The following is an 18022-nucleotide window of genomic DNA, read 5'->3' as shown; positions in this document are numbered from 1 at the left end:
GCGCGCATACGCTTGGCGTGTGCCAAAGACGAAAAAGGCGAAGCCGGGCAAAGACAGCACTGCCAAGGCTCACAAGACCTCCAAGAAGCAGCACGGGGCTTCCGTGCCGGGCGAACCGGACGAGAAGGGCCTCGACTTTCCCCGTGCCTGGGTCGAGTTTCCCGACCCGGCCGACGACGAGCAGGTCTTCCGCTGCGACCTGACCTGGCTCACCTCGCGCTGGACGTGCATCTTCGGCAGCGGCTGCCAGGGCATCCAGGCGGGCCGCGCCGACGACGGCTGCTGCACGCTGGGCGCGCACTTCTCCGACGAGGACGACGAGAAGCGGGTCGCCTCGTACGTGGACCGGCTCACGCCGGAGCTGTGGCAGTTCCACGACGTCGGCACGGAGACGGGCTGGGTCCAGCTCGACGAGGACGGCGACCGGCAGACCCGCCGCTGGGAGGGGTCCTGCATCTTCCAGAACCGCCCCGGGTTCGCGGGCGGCGCCGGCTGCTCGCTGCACATCCTGGCCCTCAAGGAGGGCAAGGAGCCGCTGGAGACCAAGCCGGACGTCTGCTGGCAGCTGCCGGTGCGCCGGACGTACGACTGGATCGACCGGCCCGACGACACCCGGATCCTCCAGGTGTCGATCGGCGAGTACGACCGGCGGGGCTGGGGTCCGGGCGGGCACGACCTGCACTGGTGGTGCACGTCGGCGACCTCCGCGCACGGTGCCGGGGAGCCGGTGTACGTGACCTACCGGCCCGAGCTGACCGAGTTGATGGGCAAGGCGGCGTACGACGTGCTGGTGGAGCTGTGCGAGGCGCGGCTGGCCGCCCAGCTGCCGCTGGTGGCTCCGCACCCGGCGGACCCGGCGGGGCGGTAGCGGACCCGAGATCGGACATTGGATATCGGGTATCGGGTATTGGATCCGATATCGGGCCGGATGTCGGGCCCTGGACATTGGACCCCGGATATTGGATCCAGCGCATTGGATCCAATATCCGGGGTCCAGTCCGTGTCCGTGGGGTCTATGACGCAGGCGGGGAGTCCGAGCCGCTCGGGGTTCCCGGGTCCGTCGACTGGGTCGGCTCCGCCGTCGGCGTCGGCTCCGTCGTGGGAGGAGGGGTCGTCGGCTCCCCGGTCGTCGGGGGCGGTTCCTCGGTGGTCGGCGGGGGCGTCGTCGGCTCCGTCGTGGTGGGCGGTGGTTCCTCGGTCGTCGGCGGGGGCTCCTCCGAGGTCGGGGGCGGCGGGGTCGTCGCACCGCGGCCGTCGATCCGTACGACGGCGCCCGAGGGGTTCACCCCGACCCGCGCGGACCAGGAGCCCGCGGGTTCGCGCGCGTGGTCGACGGAGATCCGGACCGTCACCGACTCGCCCGGCCGCAGGGTGCCCGAGGCCTGGCTCACGTACAGCCAGGGCGCGTCCGTCCACAGCGACCAGTCGACGGGGGCGCCGCCGGAGGCGGTGAGGGTGAGCAGCGTCGTGTCGCCGTTCCCCTGGGCCGCGACCGTGAGCCGGCCGGGTCCTGCCTGGCCCGGCAGGGACGGCCCGACCGGCCCGCCGGGGCTGATCACCTCGACCGACACGTCCGGGGACCGGCTGCCCTGCGTGAAGCGCGGATCGGGGGTGGTGCGGGCGTTGCCCGCGTTCTCGTAGTGGTCGTACGGGGAGCCGTCGAGGCCCACCGGCTCGTCCGCCTCGCGCGCGGTGACCGGGGCGCCCGCGCGGCCGCCCTCGCCGGTGACGGGGCCGCCGCGGTACGAGGCCCACAGGGCGAGCACCGGGGCCGCGACCACGGCGGCCACGACGGTGGTCGTCACCGCGCGGGCCCGCACCCGGTCGCGGCGGGCCGCGTGGTCCTTGGGGTCCAGGGGGAATCCGGCCGGGCCGAAGCGCGGAGCGCCGGCACGCGCGCGTGGGACGTGCAGCATCGCCACGTACGCGGCCGCCCTGGGCGCCTCGACCAGCGGCAGCCGGGCCGGGGTGAGCGTCGTCGCGCCGGGCCACGGGCCGCCCGCGCCCGCGCGCTCGGCGGCCCGGCGGCAGCGCGGGCAGTCGTCGACGTGGCGGACGAGTTCGGCGCGCAGGGCCGCGGAGAGCAGCACCTGGTGGTCGCCGGTGAGCCGGGCGACCGTGGGGCAGTTGCCGGTCTCGACGACCGCGAGCGCGGCCCGGGTGCGCTCGACCTCGCAGGCGGCCGAGGAGAGCAGTTCGCGGGCGGCGAGCGGGTCCAGGGAGAGCACGGCGGCGACCTCGCGGTTGCCGAGGCCGTGCCGGACTGCGAGTTCCAGCGCCTCGCGCTGCTCGGGGGTGGTGCCGGCGGCCTCCGGCCAGGCGAGCAGGGCCAGTTCGGCGCGGCGGCGCTCGGCGACCTCCTCGGAGACCCGGGGCGGCTCGGGGGCGGCGACGGGCGGACGGCCGGTGTGCGCGCCCTGCCGCTTGCGGCGCTGCTCGCCGAGGCTGCGCAGACAGGCCCAGCGGGCGAGCGCGTAGAGCCAGGCCTTGCGCCCGTCCTCGTCGGAGGGGCAGCGGCCGTGCTGGCGTTCGGCGACGGCGAGGACGTCGCCGAGGACGGCGGTCGCGGCGTCGTGGTCGCACAGCACGGAGAGGCAGTAGGTGAACAGACCGTCCAGATACGCCTCATAGCGGGCAGGCGGGTGCTGGCCGAGGGTGCGGGGACCTTCGGCCGCCCGCCGGTGCGCCCGGTGTGCGCCGGTGGTGTTCGTGGAGGATTCCAGCCTGCTGCTCATCACTGGGCGACCGTAGGCAGGACAGGGCGGACTCTTCGTACCGGTTGAACACTTTTAATCCTTACGGGTGAAGGTATCCCTCAAAAGGGGACAGGAAGATGGCATTCCGCTTCCGTGGGCCCAGCGGGCTCCCGGCTCGGCGCCCGTTGTCAGTGCGGGCGGCTACGGTGTGGCGCATGGCTGCCCGTACGAGATCCGCCAAGGACCGGCCGTCCTACCGCTGCACCGAATGCGGCTGGACGACCGCCAAATGGCTCGGCCGTTGCCCCGAGTGCCAGGCCTGGGGGACGGTCGAGGAGTACGGCGCGCCCGCCGTCCGCACCACCGCCGCCGGCCGCGTCTCCACGGCCGCGGTTCCGATCGGCCAGGTCGACGGCCGGCAGGCCACCGCCCGCTCCACGGGCGTGGACGAGCTGGACCGGGTCCTCGGCGGAGGCCTGGTCCCCGGCGCGGTCGTGCTGCTCGCGGGCGAGCCCGGAGTCGGCAAGTCCACGCTGCTGCTCGACGTCGCCGCGAAGGCCGCGAGCGACGAGCACCGCACGCTGTACGTCACCGGCGAGGAGTCCGCTAGCCAGGTCCGGCTGCGGGCCGACCGGATCAAGGCGCTCAGCGACCATCTGTACCTGGCGGCCGAGACCGACCTCTCCGCGGTCCTCGGACACCTCGACGCCGTCAAGCCCTCGCTGCTGATCATGGACTCGGTGCAGACGGTCGCCTCCCCGGAGATCGACGGGGCGCCGGGCGGCATGGCCCAGGTGCGCGAGGTCGCCGGGGCCCTGATCCGGGCCTCCAAGGAGCGGGGCATGTCCACGCTCCTGGTCGGCCACGTCACCAAGGACGGCGCCATCGCGGGGCCCCGGCTCCTGGAGCACCTGGTCGACGTCGTCCTGAGCTTCGAGGGCGACCGGCACGCGCGCCTGCGGCTTGTCCGCGGCGTGAAGAACCGGTACGGGGCGACGGACGAGGTCGGCTGCTTCGAACTGCACGACGAGGGGATCACGGGTCTGGCCGACCCCTCCGGGCTCTTCCTGACCCGGCGAGACGTGGCCGTGCCCGGGACCTGCCTGACGGTCACCCTGGAGGGCCGTCGGCCGCTCGTCGCCGAGGTGCAGGCGCTGACGGTCGACTCCCAGATCCCCTCGCCCCGGCGCACCACCTCCGGTCTGGAGACCTCCCGGGTCTCGATGATGCTGGCCGTCCTGGAGCAGCGCGGCCGGATCACCGCGCTCGGCAAGCGGGACATCTACTCGGCGACGGTGGGCGGCGTGAAGCTCTCCGAACCCGCCGCCGACCTGGCGATCGCGCTCGCCCTGGCCTCCGCCGCCAGCGACACGCCGCTCCCGAAGAACCTCGTCGCGATCGGCGAGGTGGGGCTCGCGGGGGAGGTGCGGCGGGTGACGGGGGTGCAGCGGCGCCTCGCGGAGGCGCATCGGTTGGGGTTCACCCACGCTCTCGTCCCGTCCGACCCGGGCCGGGTCCCCGCTGGTATGAAGGTCACGGAAGTGGCGGACATGGGGGATGCGCTGAGGGTCTTGCCCAGGGGGAGGCGGCCTGCGGAGGGGTCCTGACCAGGACCTGGCCCCTGATGGCGAGGCCTGTAAGGGCGCCGCTCTTGTGGGGTTGTGCCCACCCGTTCCGCCCTACGGAACGATTGCCCACAACCGGTGTCGTTAGACTTTGCCCTGGTCTCGCCCATCCGTACGAGCCGGAGGAGTGCAGTGGCAGCCAAGGACGGGAACGAAGCGCTGATGCGCGCGGCCCTCAGCGCGGTCGCTCCCGGCACCGCACTGCGCGACGGCCTCGAGCGCGTTCTGCGGGGCAACACGGGTGGTCTGATCGTGCTCGGCATGGACAAGACGGTGGACTCGATGTGCACCGGCGGCTTCGTGCTGGACGTGGAGTTCACCGCGACACGTCTGCGTGAGCTGTGCAAACTCGACGGCGGGCTCGTCCTCGACAAGGACATCTCCAAGATCCACCGGGCCGGTGTCCAGCTCGTGCCGGACGCCTCCATCCACACCGAGGAGACCGGCACCCGCCACCGCACCGCGGACCGGGTCTCCAAGCAGTGCAACTTCCCGGTGGTCTCCGTCTCCCAGTCGATGCGGCTCATCGCCATCTACGTGAACGGCGAGCGCCGCGTCCTGGAGGAGTCGGCCGCGATCCTCTCCCGCGCCAACCAGGCCCTCGCGACCCTGGAGCGGTACAAGCTCCGGCTCGACGAGGTCGCCGGCACGCTCTCCGCGCTGGAGATCGAGGACCTGGTGACCGTCCGGGACGTCACCGCAGTCGCCCAGCGTCTGGAGATGGTCCGCCGGATCGCCACCGAGATCGCCGAGTACGTCGTCGAGCTCGGCACCGACGGCCGGCTTCTCTCGCTCCAGCTCGACGAGTTGATCGCGGGCGTGGAGCCCGAGCGCGAGCTCGTCATCCGCGACTACGTGCCGGAGCCCACGGCCAAGCGCTCGCGCACGGTCGCGGAGGCGCTGACCGAGCTCGACGCCCTCAGCCACGCCGAGCTCCTCGAACTGCCCATCGTCGCGCGGGCCCTGGGCTACAGCGGCTCCCCCGAGACCCTCGACTCCGCCGTCTCCCCGCGCGGCTACCGGCTCCTCGCCAAGGTCCCGCGGCTGCCCGGTGCGATCATCGAGCGGCTCGTGGAGCACTTCGGCGGCCTGCAGAAGCTGCTCGCGGCCAGTGTCGACGACCTCCAGACCGTGGACGGCGTCGGCGAGGCCCGGGCGCGCAGCGTCCGCGAGGGCCTGTCGCGGCTGGCGGAGTCCTCGATCCTGGAGCGGTACGTCTAGTCGCGGACCGGTACGAGGAAGGGGCGGTACGGGCATCCCGTACCGCCCCTTCCTCGTGCGGTCGTCAGTCCTTGGCCAGCGTGAACGAGGCCGGAAGCACCTTCGCGCCCGGCATCGTCGCCTCCACCAGGTACGTCCCCGGTCCCACCGGGCCCGCCGGGGCGGTGGCGCACTGCGGGGCGCTCCGGGCGCGGTCCCACTCCACGGTGTGGGTGATCGCCGACCGCGCCGGGACGCGGAGCAGGACGGCGCCGGCGGGGCGCGGGCAGTCCTGGGAGGACCAGACCTCGTCGTCCTGCTTGTCGCTGATCGTCAGGACCGCGTTCTTGGGGCCGAAATCGGCCTTGCAGTCGGTGGCCGAGGTGTTCTTGGCGACCAGGTGGAAGCGCGGCTTCTCGCCCGGGGCGTACGAGACCTTGGCGCTGCGGAGCGTCAACTGGAGCGCTCCGGGTGCGCAGTTCGGCAGCGGAGAATCGGCCGGAACCTGCTGTCCCGCGCTTGCGCCCGCGCCGCCGTCGCCGCCCCCGCCGTCCGTGTCGCCGTTCTTGCCGACGCCCTCGGTACCGGCGTCCCCGCCCGCGCCCGCACCCGCGTCCGTACCGTTCCCGCCGTCACCGTCGCCGCCGTCACCGCCGGCGTTCTCGCCGGAGTCGCCCGACTCGTCGCGCCCGCCCGGCTGTTCACTGATCGCGGGGCCGGAACCGGAGGGTCCGGGGGTGATCGAGGGCGCGGGAGACGAGCCGTTGGCGGCGTCGTTGGTCTTCTGCCCGCCCCCGCCACCGGAGGTGACGACCCATACGGCGATCAGCGCCATGAGGGCGATCAGGCACAGCGCGACCGCCCTCCGTCGCCAGTAGATGGAGGAGGGAAGCGGCCCGACCGGATTGCGCAGTGATCCCACGCCACGAACCTTACGAGAGATCGGCGCCAACTCCCGCCCCACCCGCCGCCCCAGGCGCCAAGTTTTGCCGATGATCACATCCACCCTGCTTTCGTCGGGGGTCGTCGTGGTCCCTCGGCACGGGTGCCGGTCGAGCCGGAACGGCGCCGTGGTGTGGTGCGCGGGGCGCGGTCCGCGCACCACGCGCCTCCACGCGCCCCGGGAGCGTGCGCCACGGCGCGTACGGAACGCGTGCCGGACGTGCCAGGATCGGGGTGCGATGACTTCCACCGATGCCTCCACCCCCGTGTTCGAAACCCCGGCCGCCCCGGCACCCGCCGAGCTGCACGGGCCCGTCCTGGCCTGGTTCGACCGGCACGCCCGCGACCTCCCCTGGCGCCGCCCCGAGGCGGGGGCGTGGGGCGTGATGGTCAGCGAGTTCATGCTCCAGCAGACCCCCGTCGTACGGGTGCTTCCGGTGTACGAGCAGTGGCTGGCGCGCTGGCCGCGCCCCGCCGACCTGGCCGCCGACGCGCCCGGCGACGCCGTCCGGGCCTGGGGCCGGCTCGGCTATCCGCGGCGCGCGCTGCGGCTGCACGCGGCGGCCGTGGCCATAACGGAGCGGCACGGCGGCGATGTGCCCAGCGAGCACGGGGCGCTGCTCGCGCTGCCCGGGATCGGGGAGTACACGGCGGCGGCGGTGGCCTCGTTCGCGTACGGGCAGCGGTATCCGGTCCTGGACACGAACGTGCGCCGGGTGTTCGCGCGGGCGGCGACGGGTGTGCAGTACCCGCCGAACGCGACGACCGCCGCCGAGCGCCGGCTCGCGCGGGAGCTGCTGCCGCAGGACGAGGGGACGGCGGCCCGCTGGGCGGCGGCCTCCATGGAGCTGGGCGCGCTGGTGTGCACGGCGAAGAACGAGGACTGCGGGCGGTGTCCGATCGCCGACCGGTGTGTGTGGCGGCTGGCCGGGAAGCCGGCCCACGCCGGGCCGGCCCGGCGCGGCCAGGCGTACGCGGGCACGGACCGCCAGGTGCGGGGGCGGCTGCTCGCCGTCCTGCGGGACGCGGTGGACGTGGTGCCGCAGGCCGCGCTGGACGCGGTCTGGGACGAGCCGGTGCAGCGCGCCCGCGCGCTGGACGGGCTGGTCGCGGACGGGCTGGTGGAGCCGCTGGAGGAGGGCCTGTACCGGCTGCCGCGGTCCTGACGGCGGGGGCCTTGCACGGGCGCCGTGCTCATGGGCGCCGGCCCAGGCACAAGGAGCGGACGCGCCCGTCAGGGCGCCGTCCCGTTGTGCCCACCCGTCCCGCCCCAGCGGGACGAATGCCCACAACGAAAATCACCTCCTATACCCACTCCTCGCCCCTGTTACACAACCGATGGACAGCCGTGCGTCCGTCGAGGGCCCGCTCGCACAGCCTCGTGACAACAGCTCCGTAGCGTCGTCGACGTCAAGCAGGAACGAGCTGGTCACGGGGATCGGAGGCGGTCGGGATGTCGCACGGCGAGGTGCTCGACTTCGAGGAGTACGTACGCACTCGGCAGGACGCGCTGCTGCGCAGCGCGCGCCGCCTCGTCCCCGACCCGGTCGACGCGCAGGACCTGCTCCAGACCGCGCTCGTCCGCACGTACGGCCGCTGGGACGGCATCGCCGACAAGTCGCTCGCCGACGCCTACCTCCGCCGCGTGATGATCAACACGCGGACCGAGTGGTGGCGGGCCCGCAAGCTCGACGAGGTGCCCACCGAGCAGCTCCCCGACGCGTCCGTCGACGATGCCACCGAGCAGCACGCCGACCGGGCGCTGCTCATGGACATCCTCAAGGTGCTCGCCCCGAAGCAGCGCAGCGTCGTGGTCCTGCGGCACTGGGAACAGATGAGCACGGAGGAGACGGCGGCCGCGCTCGGCATGTCGACCGGTACGGTGAAGTCCACGCTCCACCGCGCACTGGCCCGACTGCGTCAGGAACTGGAGAGCCGCGGCGTCGACGGCGCCCGCGCTCTGGAGCGGTCGACCGTACGACGTGACGAACGGGGGCAGGACCGGTGCGCGGCCTAGGCGCCACATATGACGGCGACAGATACGGCGACACATACGGCGACGACGGGTCCGGCGGCCCGCGCCGCCGGGCCTTCAAGGCGGCGAGCATCACGGCGGTGGTCGTGCTCGCCGCCGTCGGCCTGTTCGTGACCTCCTGCTCGACCGGCGGTACGGGCTCGCGGGACGAGGGAGCGGCCCGCGCCGACGAGGTGTCCTCGGCCGCCCCGGCCCCGTCGCCCTCCGGCTCCGGTTCCGCCTACGTCGGCCAGATGCCCGCCAAGCGGGTCGACCCGATCGCGCTGATCAAGGGCGACCCGAAGATCGGGGAGCGCCTGAAGGCGGATCTCAAGCCCTGCGTCGCGGACGCGTACCCGGTGGACACGTCCTATGGGAACCTGACCAACAGCAGCTCGCCCGATGTCGTCGTCAACGTGATGACCTGTGGTGACGCCGTCGGTATCGGCACGTACGTGTACCGCGAGGACGGCGACGGCTACAAGAACGTCTTCATGGCCGAGGACGCGGCGGTGTACGCCACGATCGACCGGGGCGACCTGGTCGTGACCAAGCAGGTGTACGCCCAGGGGGACCCGGTGGCGTACCCCTCCGGCGAGGACGTGATCACGTACCGCTGGGCGGGGAGCAGGTTCTCCCAGCACGACTGGGTGCACAACGACTACAGCCGCGCGGTCGGCGACGGCGGCATCGACGGCCCCGCGACGGCCGAGCCGAGCGGCAGCTGAGCGAGATCGGTGAAGCGAGATCCGTGAAGCGAGATCTGTGAAGTGAGATCGGTGAAGTGAGATCGGTGAAGTGAGAGGGCGCACGATGGCCGAGACCCATGTGCTGTTCGTCGAGGACGACGACGTCATCCGCGAGGCCACCCAGCTCGCGCTGGAGCGGGACGGCTTCGTGGTGACCGCCATGCCCGACGGGCTTGCGGGCCTGGAGGCGTTCCGGGCGGACCGGCCCGACATCGCGCTGCTCGACGTGATGCTGCCGGGCATGGACGGGGTCAGTCTCTGCCGGCGCATCCGTGACGAGTCGACCGTGCCCGTGATCATGCTGTCGGCGCGCGCCGACTCCATCGACGTCGTCCTCGGCCTGGAGGCCGGGGCCGACGACTACGTGACCAAGCCCTTCGACGGGTCCGTGCTCGTGGCCCGGATCCGGGCCGTGCTGCGCCGCTTCGGCCACGCCGGCGGTCCGGCGGCCGGCGACGCGGGGCAGGGCGGGTCGCCCCAGGGCGGCCTGCTGGTCTTCGGGGACCTGGAGGTCGACACCGAGGGCATGGAGGTCCGCAAGGGCGGCGAGCCGGTCGGGCTGACCCCGACGGAGATGCGGCTGCTGCTCGAGTTCTCGTCCGCGCCGGGCACGGTCCTGTCGCGGGACAAGCTCCTGGAGCGGGTCTGGGACTACGGCTGGGGCGGCGACACCCGGGTGGTGGACGTCCACGTCCAGCGGCTGCGCACCAAGATCGGCCAGGACCGGATCGAGACGGTCCGCGGCTTCGGCTACAAGCTCAAGGGATAGGGTGGCGCACTTGTGAAGCCGCTCGCCCTCCGTACCGGCGTCCGCTGGAAGATCGCCGTCGCCATCGCGGCCGTGGGCGCCCTCATCGCGGTCACCCTCAGCCTCGTCGTGCACAACTCCGCCCGCGTCTCGATGCTCGACAACGCGCGCGAGGTGCAGATGGAGCGGCTCCTCTTCGCGCAGCGGATGTACGAGAGCTCCAAGCCGAAGGAGCCCCGGTTCGGCACCAAGATCAACGACCCGATGCTGCCGCCCCAGCTCGACCAGCTGATGCGGGGCAAGCGGCGCGGGACGTACGTCCAGGAGCACAGCCACGGCGGCCCGCCCGACGTCTGGGCGGCCGTGCCGCTGGCCAACGGCGACGTGCTGTCCCTGCACATCCCGTTCGCCGACCGCAGCGCCACGATCATGAAGGATCTCGACCGGGCGCTGATCATCGGCTCGGTCTCGGTCGTCTTCGGCGGCTGCGCACTCGGCGTGCTCATCGGCGGCCAGCTCTCGCGCCGGCTGCGGAAGGCCGCGGCGGCGGCCGGCCGGGTCGCGCAGGGCAACACGGAGGTACGGGTACGGGACGCGATCGGCGGAGTCGTACGCGACGAGACCGACGAGCTGGCCCGCGCGGTGGACGCCCTGACCGACGCCCTGCAGGAGCGGATCGAGGCCGAGCGTCGGGTCACCGCCGACATCGCGCACGAGCTGCGCACCCCCGTGACCGGGCTGCTCACGGCGGCGGAGCTGCTGCCGCCCGGGCGCCCCACCGAGCTCGTACGGGACCGGGCGCAGGCCATGCGGACGCTGGTCGAGGACGTCCTGGAGGTCGCCCGGCTCGACAGCGCCTCCGAACGGGCCGAGCTCCAGGAGATCGCGCTCGGGGAGTTCGTGGAGCGGCGGGTGCGGGCGCTCGACCCGGAGGCGGTCGTGCGCGTGGTCCACGAGTCCTGGGTGAGCACCGACCCGCGGCGCCTGGAGCGGATCCTCGGCAACCTGCTGGCGAACGCGGCCAAGCACGGCAAGCCGCCGGTCGAGGTCACGGTGGAGGGCCGGGTGGTACGGGTCAGGGACCACGGCCCCGGCTTCCCCGAGGCGCTGCTGCGCGAGGGCCCGAGCCGGTTCCGCACCGGCGCGAGCGACCGGGCGGGGCAGGGGCACGGGCTCGGCCTCACGATCGCGGCGGGGCAGGCCCGGGTCCTGGGGGCCCGGCTGACCTTCCGTAACGCCGCGCCCGAGGGCACTCCGGAGGGCGCGGGCGGGGCGATCGCGGTGCTCTGGCTGCCGGACCACGCGCCGACGAACACGGGCAGCTTCCCGATGATCAAGTTCGCGGACTAGCGAGTCGTACGGCGGTACGGGAGAAGGCTCCGGCACACCTGGTGTGCCGGAGCCCTCTCCCGTAGGGCCTCTTCCGTGGGTCAGACGGTCTCGGCGACCTTCGGCTCTCCCTCGGAGGCCTGCGGCTTCGGCGCCGGTCCGGCTCCCCGCAGCGCGACCTCCTTGACCAGGAAGGCGAGGACGAGTCCGATGACCGCGACCGCCGAGCCCACCAGGAAGGCGGAGTGGGTGCCGGAGGCCACCGCGTGCTGGTACGCCTCCCGGGCCGCGGCCGGCAGCTTCGCCAGCGAGGCCGCGTCGAGCTGGGCCGACTGCTGGGTCAGCTCCGAGCCGCCGCGCGCCGCCATCTCGTCCTGGACGCGGCTCGTGAAGAGCGCGCCCATGATCGCGACGCCGAAGGAGGAGCCGAGGGTGCGGAAGAGGGTGGTCGCGGAGGAGGCGACGCCCATGTCCTTCATCTCGACGCTGTTCTGCGCGACGAGCATCGTGATCTGCATCAGGCAGCCCATGCCGGCGCCGAGCACCGCCATGTAGATCCCGGAGGTGAGGCGGGACGTGCCGGTGTCCATCTGCGCGAGCAGGAAGAGACCGGTCACCATCAGCGCCGTACCGACGATGGGGAAAACCTTGTACTTGCCGCTGCTGGTGGTGATCCGGCCCGAGATCATCGACAGGACCATCATCGAGCCCAGCATCGGCAGGAGCAGCAGGCCCGAGTTGGTCGCCGAGGCGCCCTGCACGGACTGCTGGAAGAGCGGCAGGAACAGGACGGCGCCGAACATCACGAAGCCGGTGAGGAAGCCGATCACGGACATGACGGTGAAGTTGCGGCTGCGGAAGATGTGCAGCGGCATGATCGGGTCGGCGGCACGGGTCTCGGCCCAGAGGAACGCGGCGAGCGCGGCGGCACCGGCCACCGAGAGGCCGACGATGGTCGCGGAGCCCCAGGCGTACTCCGTACCGCCCCGGGTGGTGACCAGGACGATCGCGGTGATGCCGACGGTCAGCAGCCCGGCGCCGAGGAAGTCGATGCGGGTGGAGCGGTCACGCTCCTTCCTCGGCAGGTGGAGCACGGCGGTGACCATCGCGAGGGCGACGGCGCCCAGCGGCAGGTTGATGTAGAACGACCAGCGCCAGCCCCAGTGGTCGGTGATGGTGCCGCCGACCAGCGGTCCGCCGATCATGGCGAGGGCCATCACGCCGGCCATCATGCCCTGGTACTTGCCGCGTTCACGGGGCGGGATCAGGTCGCCGATGATCGCCATGACGCCGACCATCAGACCGCCGGCGCCGAGGCCCTGGACGGCGCGGAAGCCGATGAGCTGGCCCATGTCCTGGGCCATGCCGCTGAGCGCCGAGCCGATCAGGAAGATCACGATCGAGGTGAGGAAGACGCCCTTGCGGCCGAACATGTCGCCGAGCTTGCCCCAGAGGGGGGTGGATGCGGCGGTGGCCAGCGTGTAGGCGGTGACGACCCAGGAGAGGTGCTCCAGGCCGCCGAGCTCGCCGACGATCGTCGGCATCGCGGTGCCGATGATCATGTTGTCGAGCATCGCGAGCAGCATCGCGATCATCAGGGCGAGGAGGACGACGCGGACGCTGCGCGGCGGCTGCTCCGCCTCCTCGGCTGTCTTCGGTGGTGTCGGTGTCGTCGTCATGTCCCCTGCTCCCCGTACGCCTATGGGCGCTGCGCTTACTTGCCGACCGGCTAGTTACTACACTGGGGACGGTAGACGCGTAACTAGCCGGGCGTCAAGTAAGTAAGAGTGTGTGGGAGCGAGCAGACCATGGCCAGAGGCAACACCCGCCAGCGCATCCAGGACGTGGCTCTCGAACTCTTCGCCGAGCAGGGGTACGAGAAGACCTCGCTGCGCGAGATCGCGGAGCGGCTCGACGTCACGAAGGCGGCGCTGTACTACCACTTCAAGACCAAGGAAGACATCCTGATCGGGATCTTCCACGACCTCACCCGGCCCATGGACGAGCTGATCGCCTGGGCGCAGGAGCAGCCGCGCACCCTGGAGACCAAGCAGGAGATCCTGCGCCGCTACCAGGTCGCGCTGGCGGGGGCGGCCCCGCTGTACCGCTTCATGCAGGAGAACCAGGCGACGGTACGCGACCTGAGCGTCGGCCTGACCTTCAAGGAACGCGTCCTCACGCTGACCGGTCTGATCCAGGAGCCGGACTTCGCGATGAAGGACAAGGTGCGCTGCATCAGCGCGATCTTCACCATGCACGCGGGGACGTTCTTCATGCAGAACGCCGAGGGCGACCCCGAGGAGAAGCACGAAGCCGTCCTCGAGGTCGCCCTCGATCTGCTCGCCCAGGCGCATCACGCCTGACGAGTCAGGAAGGTCAGATGGTGACGCCGACGGAGCGCAGGAAGGCCGCCGGGTTCAGCGCGGAGCCGTAGTTCGGGGTCGTACGGATCTCGAAGTGCAGGTGCGGGCCGGAGGAGTTGCCGGTGTTGCCCGACAGGGCGATCGTCTTGCCGGCGGCGACCTTCTGGCCGACGTACACGTTGATCTTCGACAGGTGCGCGTACTGCGAGTACTTGCCGTTGGCGTGCTTGACGACGATGGCGTTGCCGTACGCCGGGCCGTCGCCGCCGCCGTTCGGGCCGGCCTTCACGACGGTACCGGCACCGGCGGCCTTGACCGGGGTGCCGACCGGGACGGCGAAGTCCTGGCCGGAGTGCTTGTTGGCCCACATGGCGCCGCCCTGGTTGTAGCTGGCGGTCAGGGTGTAGCCGCCGACCGGCTTGACCCAGGACGGGCTCTTCTTGGCGGCGACCGGCGCGGCCTTCGCGGCCTTGGCCGCCTTGGCGACGGCGGCCTTCTTGGCGGCGGCGGCCTTGACGGCAGCGGCCTTGGAGGCGGCGAGAGCCTGGGCATCGGCCTGCGCGGCGACGGCAGCGGACGCACCCGTCGCGGCAGTCGCGATGGTGGCGGCCTTGCCCTCGGCGGCGAAGGCGGACCCTGCTCCGGCCACCAGCGACACTCCCAGACCAGCGGTGGCGAGGGTGACGGCGGTGATACGGGCGGCGGGGTTCATGACGCGCTTCGACATACGGGGGAAAACCTCCGGACAGAACGGGACCCGACGCGAGCGGCGCGCCGGGCTTGCTGTTGCTGTTCCTTGGTAACCCGGACCCCCATCCCGGGTAAAACACCCCATCTACGACATCGCGTCGTAGCGATCTCCCCGGAAGTTCAGCCCTTGACGACCCCGGACCCCTCACTCGATATCGGACAAACCTGCCCAAGCAGACCGGTTTATCCGCACGTCGGACCCGCCGAATCGGACCAACAGGCCACTTCTCGTACGGTTCGGGACCCCTCGGGACCAAAGTCCCGACGCCCCGGCCCTGAACGTCCCGAATCGACACCAAACGCCAGCACTATTCCGGTTAGTACCCCTCAAAACGCCTGTGCGCCTTGTCACGGCGCCCCCACCCCGAATGCGACCTGGGTCACGCAACCGCGGCCCTCGGAAGACCGTCCAGCACTACGCTGACGCCCGTCGGGAACCAAGGGGGACACCAATGGATCCGTCACTCATCGGCACGCGGCTCGCCTCCGCGGCGATGGGCCCACTCCTGAAGAAACTCCTGGTCAGCGATGGCCCGGGGGCGGGCCTGCCGGGCCAGGCCCGGCGCGTCCGGCTCTCGGGGCTCGTCTCCTTCCGCGGCGAGAAGCGCACGCTGACGGGGAAGGACGTCCGCAAGCTCGCCGCCACGCTCGTCGGCCGCGCCTGCGCGGGCCCCGGCGAGCCGCCGTTCCCCGCCGACGAGACCGAGGCGCTCACGGACGCCCTGGCCGCCACGCTCCTCGCCCTCGGCGACCTCGACATGGACGACGTCCAGGCCGTCCACCTCGGCGCACCGGCCCTCGCCCGCAGCCTGCGCGCGGCGGCCCCGGCCCCCGACGGCCTGTCGACGGACTCGGTCCTTGCTCTCGACTCGCTGACCGAGTGGGCGTGCCTGCACATCCTGGACTTCTTCACCCAGCGCTCGACCTTCGTGGCCCGGACCCTCGTGGAGCAGACCCGCGGCCAGACGGAGCTGACCGCCAAGGTCGACGAGGTGATCCGCCGGACGCCCCGGGTGGACGCACGGGACGCGGACTTCGAGCGCCGGTACCTGGCGTACGTGGCGAAGAAGCAAGGCAGCCTGACGATCTACGGGGTCGACCTGCGGGACGCGCCGGAGAAGTGGCCACTGGACGTGGCGTATCTGTCGCTGGAGGCGACGGGGACGGGCCCGTGGCACGCGGCGGAGAGGGCATCTGCCGAGAGGGTGTCAGTCCAGATCGAGCCCATTCGCGCCTCGGTGGATCAGGTCGCCGAGGCGAGGCGCGCGCACGTGGCACTGACCGTCGAGCGGGACGACGCCCTCATCCGCGCCGCGGCGGGCGGCCCCGCCGACCAGGTCCTCACCCGCCAGGACAAGGTGCTGCTGCGCGGCCTGGCCGGCTCAGGCAAGACGACCCTCGTCCAGTGGCTGGCGGTCTCCGCGGCCCGGGACGAGCAGGCGGACGACATGGCGTACCTCCGCGACCGGATCCCCTTCGTCCTCCCCCTCCGCACCCTCACCCGCCACGGCGAGCGGCTCCCCGCCCCCGACCGCTTCCTCTCCGCCGTCGACTGCCCGCTCTCCCCGCCCGAGGGCTGGGCCGACCGGGTCCTCGCCGCCGGGCGCGGACTGATCCTCGTCGACGGCATCGACGAGATCCCCGAGGCCGAGCGCGACCGCGCCCGCCGCTGGCTCCGCGACCTCCTCGACACGTACGACGGCAACCGCTGGCTCGTCACCTCCCGCCCCACCGCCGTACGCGACGACTGGCTGGCCTCCGACGGCTTCACCGAACTGACCCTCTCCCCCATGTCCACCGCCGAGGTCACCGCCTTCGTCCGCCGCTGGCACACGGCCGCCGGGCCGGAGGCCGCTCCGTACGAGCAACCCCTCCTCGACGCCCTGCGCACCACGGCGGACGTCTCCCAGCTCGCCACCAACCCCCTGATGTGCGGCCTGATCTGCGCCCTGCACCTCGGCAGGCGCGGATTCCTCCCGCGCGGCCGCAAGGCGCTGTACGACGCGGCGCTCTCGATGCTCCTCTCGCGCCGGGACCGCGAGCGGGACATGGGGACGCCGTACGGGATCGAGCTGGGCGAGGCCCCGCAGATCCAGCTGATCCAGCGGATCGCGTACTGGCTGACGCTCAACGGCCGTACGACGATGGACCGTTCGCACGCGGAGTCGGTCGTACGGGAGGCCGTGCCGGCGATCACGGAGGCCACCGGGTACGACCCGGGAGCGGTCTTCACGCACCTGCTCCACCGCAGCGGTCTCTTACGCGAACCGACCGAGGAGACGGTCGACTTCGTGCACCGCACCTTCCAGGACTACCTCGCGGCGAAGGCCCTCGTGGACCACTGGGACATCGGCGTCCTGGTCCAGCACGCAGCGGACGACCAGTGGGAGGACGTCATCCGCATGGCCGTCGGGCACGCGCGCCCGCGCGAATGCGCGGAGATCTTCGACGAGTTGCTGCGCGCGTTCGACGCGACGCCGGACCGCCGTACCCAGCTCCGGATCCTGGTGGTGGCGGCGACGGCGCTGGACCACGCGACAGAGGTGGCGCCGGAGATCCGCCAACGGATCCTGGCGCGGACGGCGGCGGTCATTCCGCCGAGCGGGCCGGAGGAGGCGCGGGAGCTGGCTTCCGTGGGCCGGGCGGTTCTGGACCTGCTGCCGGGGCCGGAGGACCTGACCGACGAGGAGGCGCTGAATGTGGTGATCACGGCGACCCACATCACGGACGACGCCGCGCTGCCGTACCTGGCGAAGTTCGTGGACCATCCGCACCTGGACGTCCGCTCCCAACTGATGTGGGGGTGGTCCCGGTTCGCGACGGCCCCGTACGCGGAGGAGATCATCGCCCGGCTCGACACCACGTTCCTCGACTTCACGATCGTGTCCGACGAGCAGGCCGCAGAGATCGTCCGCCTCGGACTGAGTCCCACGAACCTCGACCTGCGCCCGGGCCTCACCGGCCACGGCTTGATGCTGTTGCGCGAATCGATCGAAAGGGCACGGCGCCTGCGGATGATCCTGGGGCACACCCGACTCCTGGAGTACTTCCCCGCCGAGAACGAGCTGGAGAGTCTCACGTTCGACTACCCCGCACGGGGGCTCGACTTTCTCCGCAACCTCCCCCACCTCAAGAGGCTCACGGTTTACGGTGTCGCGACGATGACGGAGGAGGACTGGCGCCTCGTGGGCGCCCTGGACAGGCTCTCGTTCCTCTCGGTGCCCGCGGGGGCCATGGAGGACATCCCGCACGCGCTGCGGCTGCCACGGGTGGAGACGCTGCACGTGCAGTGCGAGGGCGCCAAGGCGCCTCTGGACGTCATCGCCCGGGCTTTTCCGGCCCTGCGCGCACTGAGTCTCTGGGGCGGCCGCGAAGAAGCATGGGTCCACGACCTCACGCCGCTCGCGCAGCTGCCCGAACTCGCCTACGTCGAGGGCTTCGGCGGCCCGTTCACCGGCCGCGAGAACCTTGCCCACACCGTCGACATCCGGGCATGAGCCGACCGCGAATAGGGGCGGGGGGGGGGGGGGGGGGGGGGGGGGGGGGGGGGGGGGGGGGGGGGGGGGGGGGGGGGGGGGGGGGGGGGGGGGGGGGGGGGGGGGGGGG

Annotated in this window: 14 protein-coding genes; 10 read left to right on the top strand and 4 right to left on the bottom strand. The window is 72.2% G+C overall.

Annotated features, from left to right (window positions below):
* The first annotated feature begins 19 nt into the window (after positions 1-19).
* Positions 20-868, top strand: coding sequence for a DUF3109 family protein (locus tag ACZ4VI_RS34165; RefSeq protein WP_468005709.1), 849 nt, complete (start codon positions 20-22; stop codon positions 866-868).
* Positions 869-1013: 145 nt separating this feature from the next.
* Here ACZ4VI_RS34165 and ACZ4VI_RS34160 read toward each other — a convergent pair whose 3' ends face one another.
* Entirely contained in the window at positions 1014-2735 is a 1722-nt protein-coding gene (locus tag ACZ4VI_RS34160; RefSeq protein WP_468005708.1) for a BACON domain-containing protein, read from the bottom strand.
* 176 nt (positions 2736-2911) lie between these two features.
* Here ACZ4VI_RS34160 and radA point away from each other — a divergent pair, with 176 nt between their 5' ends.
* Together radA and disA are read left to right on the top strand one after the other, a co-directional pair.
* Positions 2912-4303 (top strand): DNA repair protein RadA, encoded by a 1392-nt coding sequence (gene radA / locus ACZ4VI_RS34155; RefSeq protein ID WP_468005706.1) that lies wholly within the window; start codon positions 2912-2914, stop codon positions 4301-4303.
* Positions 4304-4483: 180 nt separating this feature from the next.
* The gene (gene disA / locus ACZ4VI_RS34150) at positions 4484-5542 is read left to right on the top strand and encodes a DNA integrity scanning diadenylate cyclase DisA (protein ID WP_468005730.1); all 1059 of its coding nucleotides are present in this window, start codon (positions 4484-4486) and stop codon (positions 5540-5542) included.
* 64 nt (positions 5543-5606) lie between these two features.
* Here disA and ACZ4VI_RS34145 read toward each other — a convergent pair whose 3' ends face one another.
* Positions 5607-6443, bottom strand: coding sequence for a hypothetical protein (locus tag ACZ4VI_RS34145; protein WP_468005704.1), 837 nt, complete (start codon positions 6441-6443; stop codon positions 5607-5609).
* Positions 6444-6702: 259 nt separating this feature from the next.
* On the opposite strand from ACZ4VI_RS34145, the gene ACZ4VI_RS34140 reads away from it, so the two are divergent.
* The 5 genes from ACZ4VI_RS34140 (at position 6703) to cseC (ending at position 11324) form a co-directional block, all read left to right on the top strand.
* Positions 6703-7629, top strand: coding sequence for an HhH-GPD family protein (locus ACZ4VI_RS34140; RefSeq protein WP_468005702.1), 927 nt, complete (start codon positions 6703-6705; stop codon positions 7627-7629).
* 287 nt (positions 7630-7916) lie between these two features.
* A complete protein-coding gene (locus ACZ4VI_RS34135; protein ID WP_468005700.1) occupies positions 7917-8480 on the top strand; it encodes a SigE family RNA polymerase sigma factor in 564 nt (187 codons plus the stop codon).
* On the top strand, positions 8468-9205 hold the full coding sequence (locus tag ACZ4VI_RS34130; RefSeq protein WP_468005699.1) for a hypothetical protein: 738 nt from the start codon (positions 8468-8470) through the stop codon (positions 9203-9205). Before ACZ4VI_RS34135 ends, ACZ4VI_RS34130 begins: the two co-directional genes overlap by 13 nt.
* Before the next feature lie 85 nt (positions 9206-9290).
* Positions 9291-9995 (top strand): two-component system response regulator CseB, encoded by a 705-nt coding sequence (cseB, locus tag ACZ4VI_RS34125; RefSeq protein ID WP_468005697.1) that lies wholly within the window; start codon positions 9291-9293, stop codon positions 9993-9995.
* Positions 9996-10007: 12 nt separating this feature from the next.
* A complete protein-coding gene (cseC, locus tag ACZ4VI_RS34120; RefSeq protein ID WP_468005696.1) occupies positions 10008-11324 on the top strand; it encodes a two-component system sensor histidine kinase CseC in 1317 nt (438 codons plus the stop codon).
* 80 nt (positions 11325-11404) lie between these two features.
* On the opposite strand, the gene ACZ4VI_RS34115 is transcribed toward cseC, so the two are convergent.
* A complete protein-coding gene (locus ACZ4VI_RS34115; protein ID WP_468005694.1) occupies positions 11405-12982 on the bottom strand; it encodes an MDR family MFS transporter in 1578 nt (525 codons plus the stop codon).
* Positions 12983-13111: 129 nt separating this feature from the next.
* Between ACZ4VI_RS34115 and ACZ4VI_RS34110 the strand changes: the two genes are divergently transcribed.
* Entirely contained in the window at positions 13112-13666 is a 555-nt protein-coding gene (locus tag ACZ4VI_RS34110; RefSeq protein WP_468005692.1) for a TetR/AcrR family transcriptional regulator, read from the top strand.
* 13 nt (positions 13667-13679) lie between these two features.
* On the opposite strand, the gene ACZ4VI_RS34105 is transcribed toward ACZ4VI_RS34110, so the two are convergent.
* Positions 13680-14393: a M23 family metallopeptidase gene (locus tag ACZ4VI_RS34105; RefSeq protein WP_468005690.1), complete on the bottom strand. Its 714-nt coding sequence runs from the start codon at positions 14391-14393 to the stop codon at positions 13680-13682.
* 475 nt (positions 14394-14868) lie between these two features.
* Here ACZ4VI_RS34105 and ACZ4VI_RS34100 point away from each other — a divergent pair, with 475 nt between their 5' ends.
* Positions 14869-17913 carry an NACHT domain-containing protein gene (locus tag ACZ4VI_RS34100; RefSeq protein WP_468005689.1) on the top strand — a complete coding sequence of 1015 codons (3045 nt, stop codon included), beginning with the start codon at positions 14869-14871 and terminating at the stop codon, positions 17911-17913.
* Positions 17914-18022 lie beyond the last annotated feature (109 nt).

This window comes from Streptomyces sp. NPDC029169 (assembly GCF_055563935.1).
This window is presented reverse-complemented; position numbering and strand designations above follow the sequence as displayed.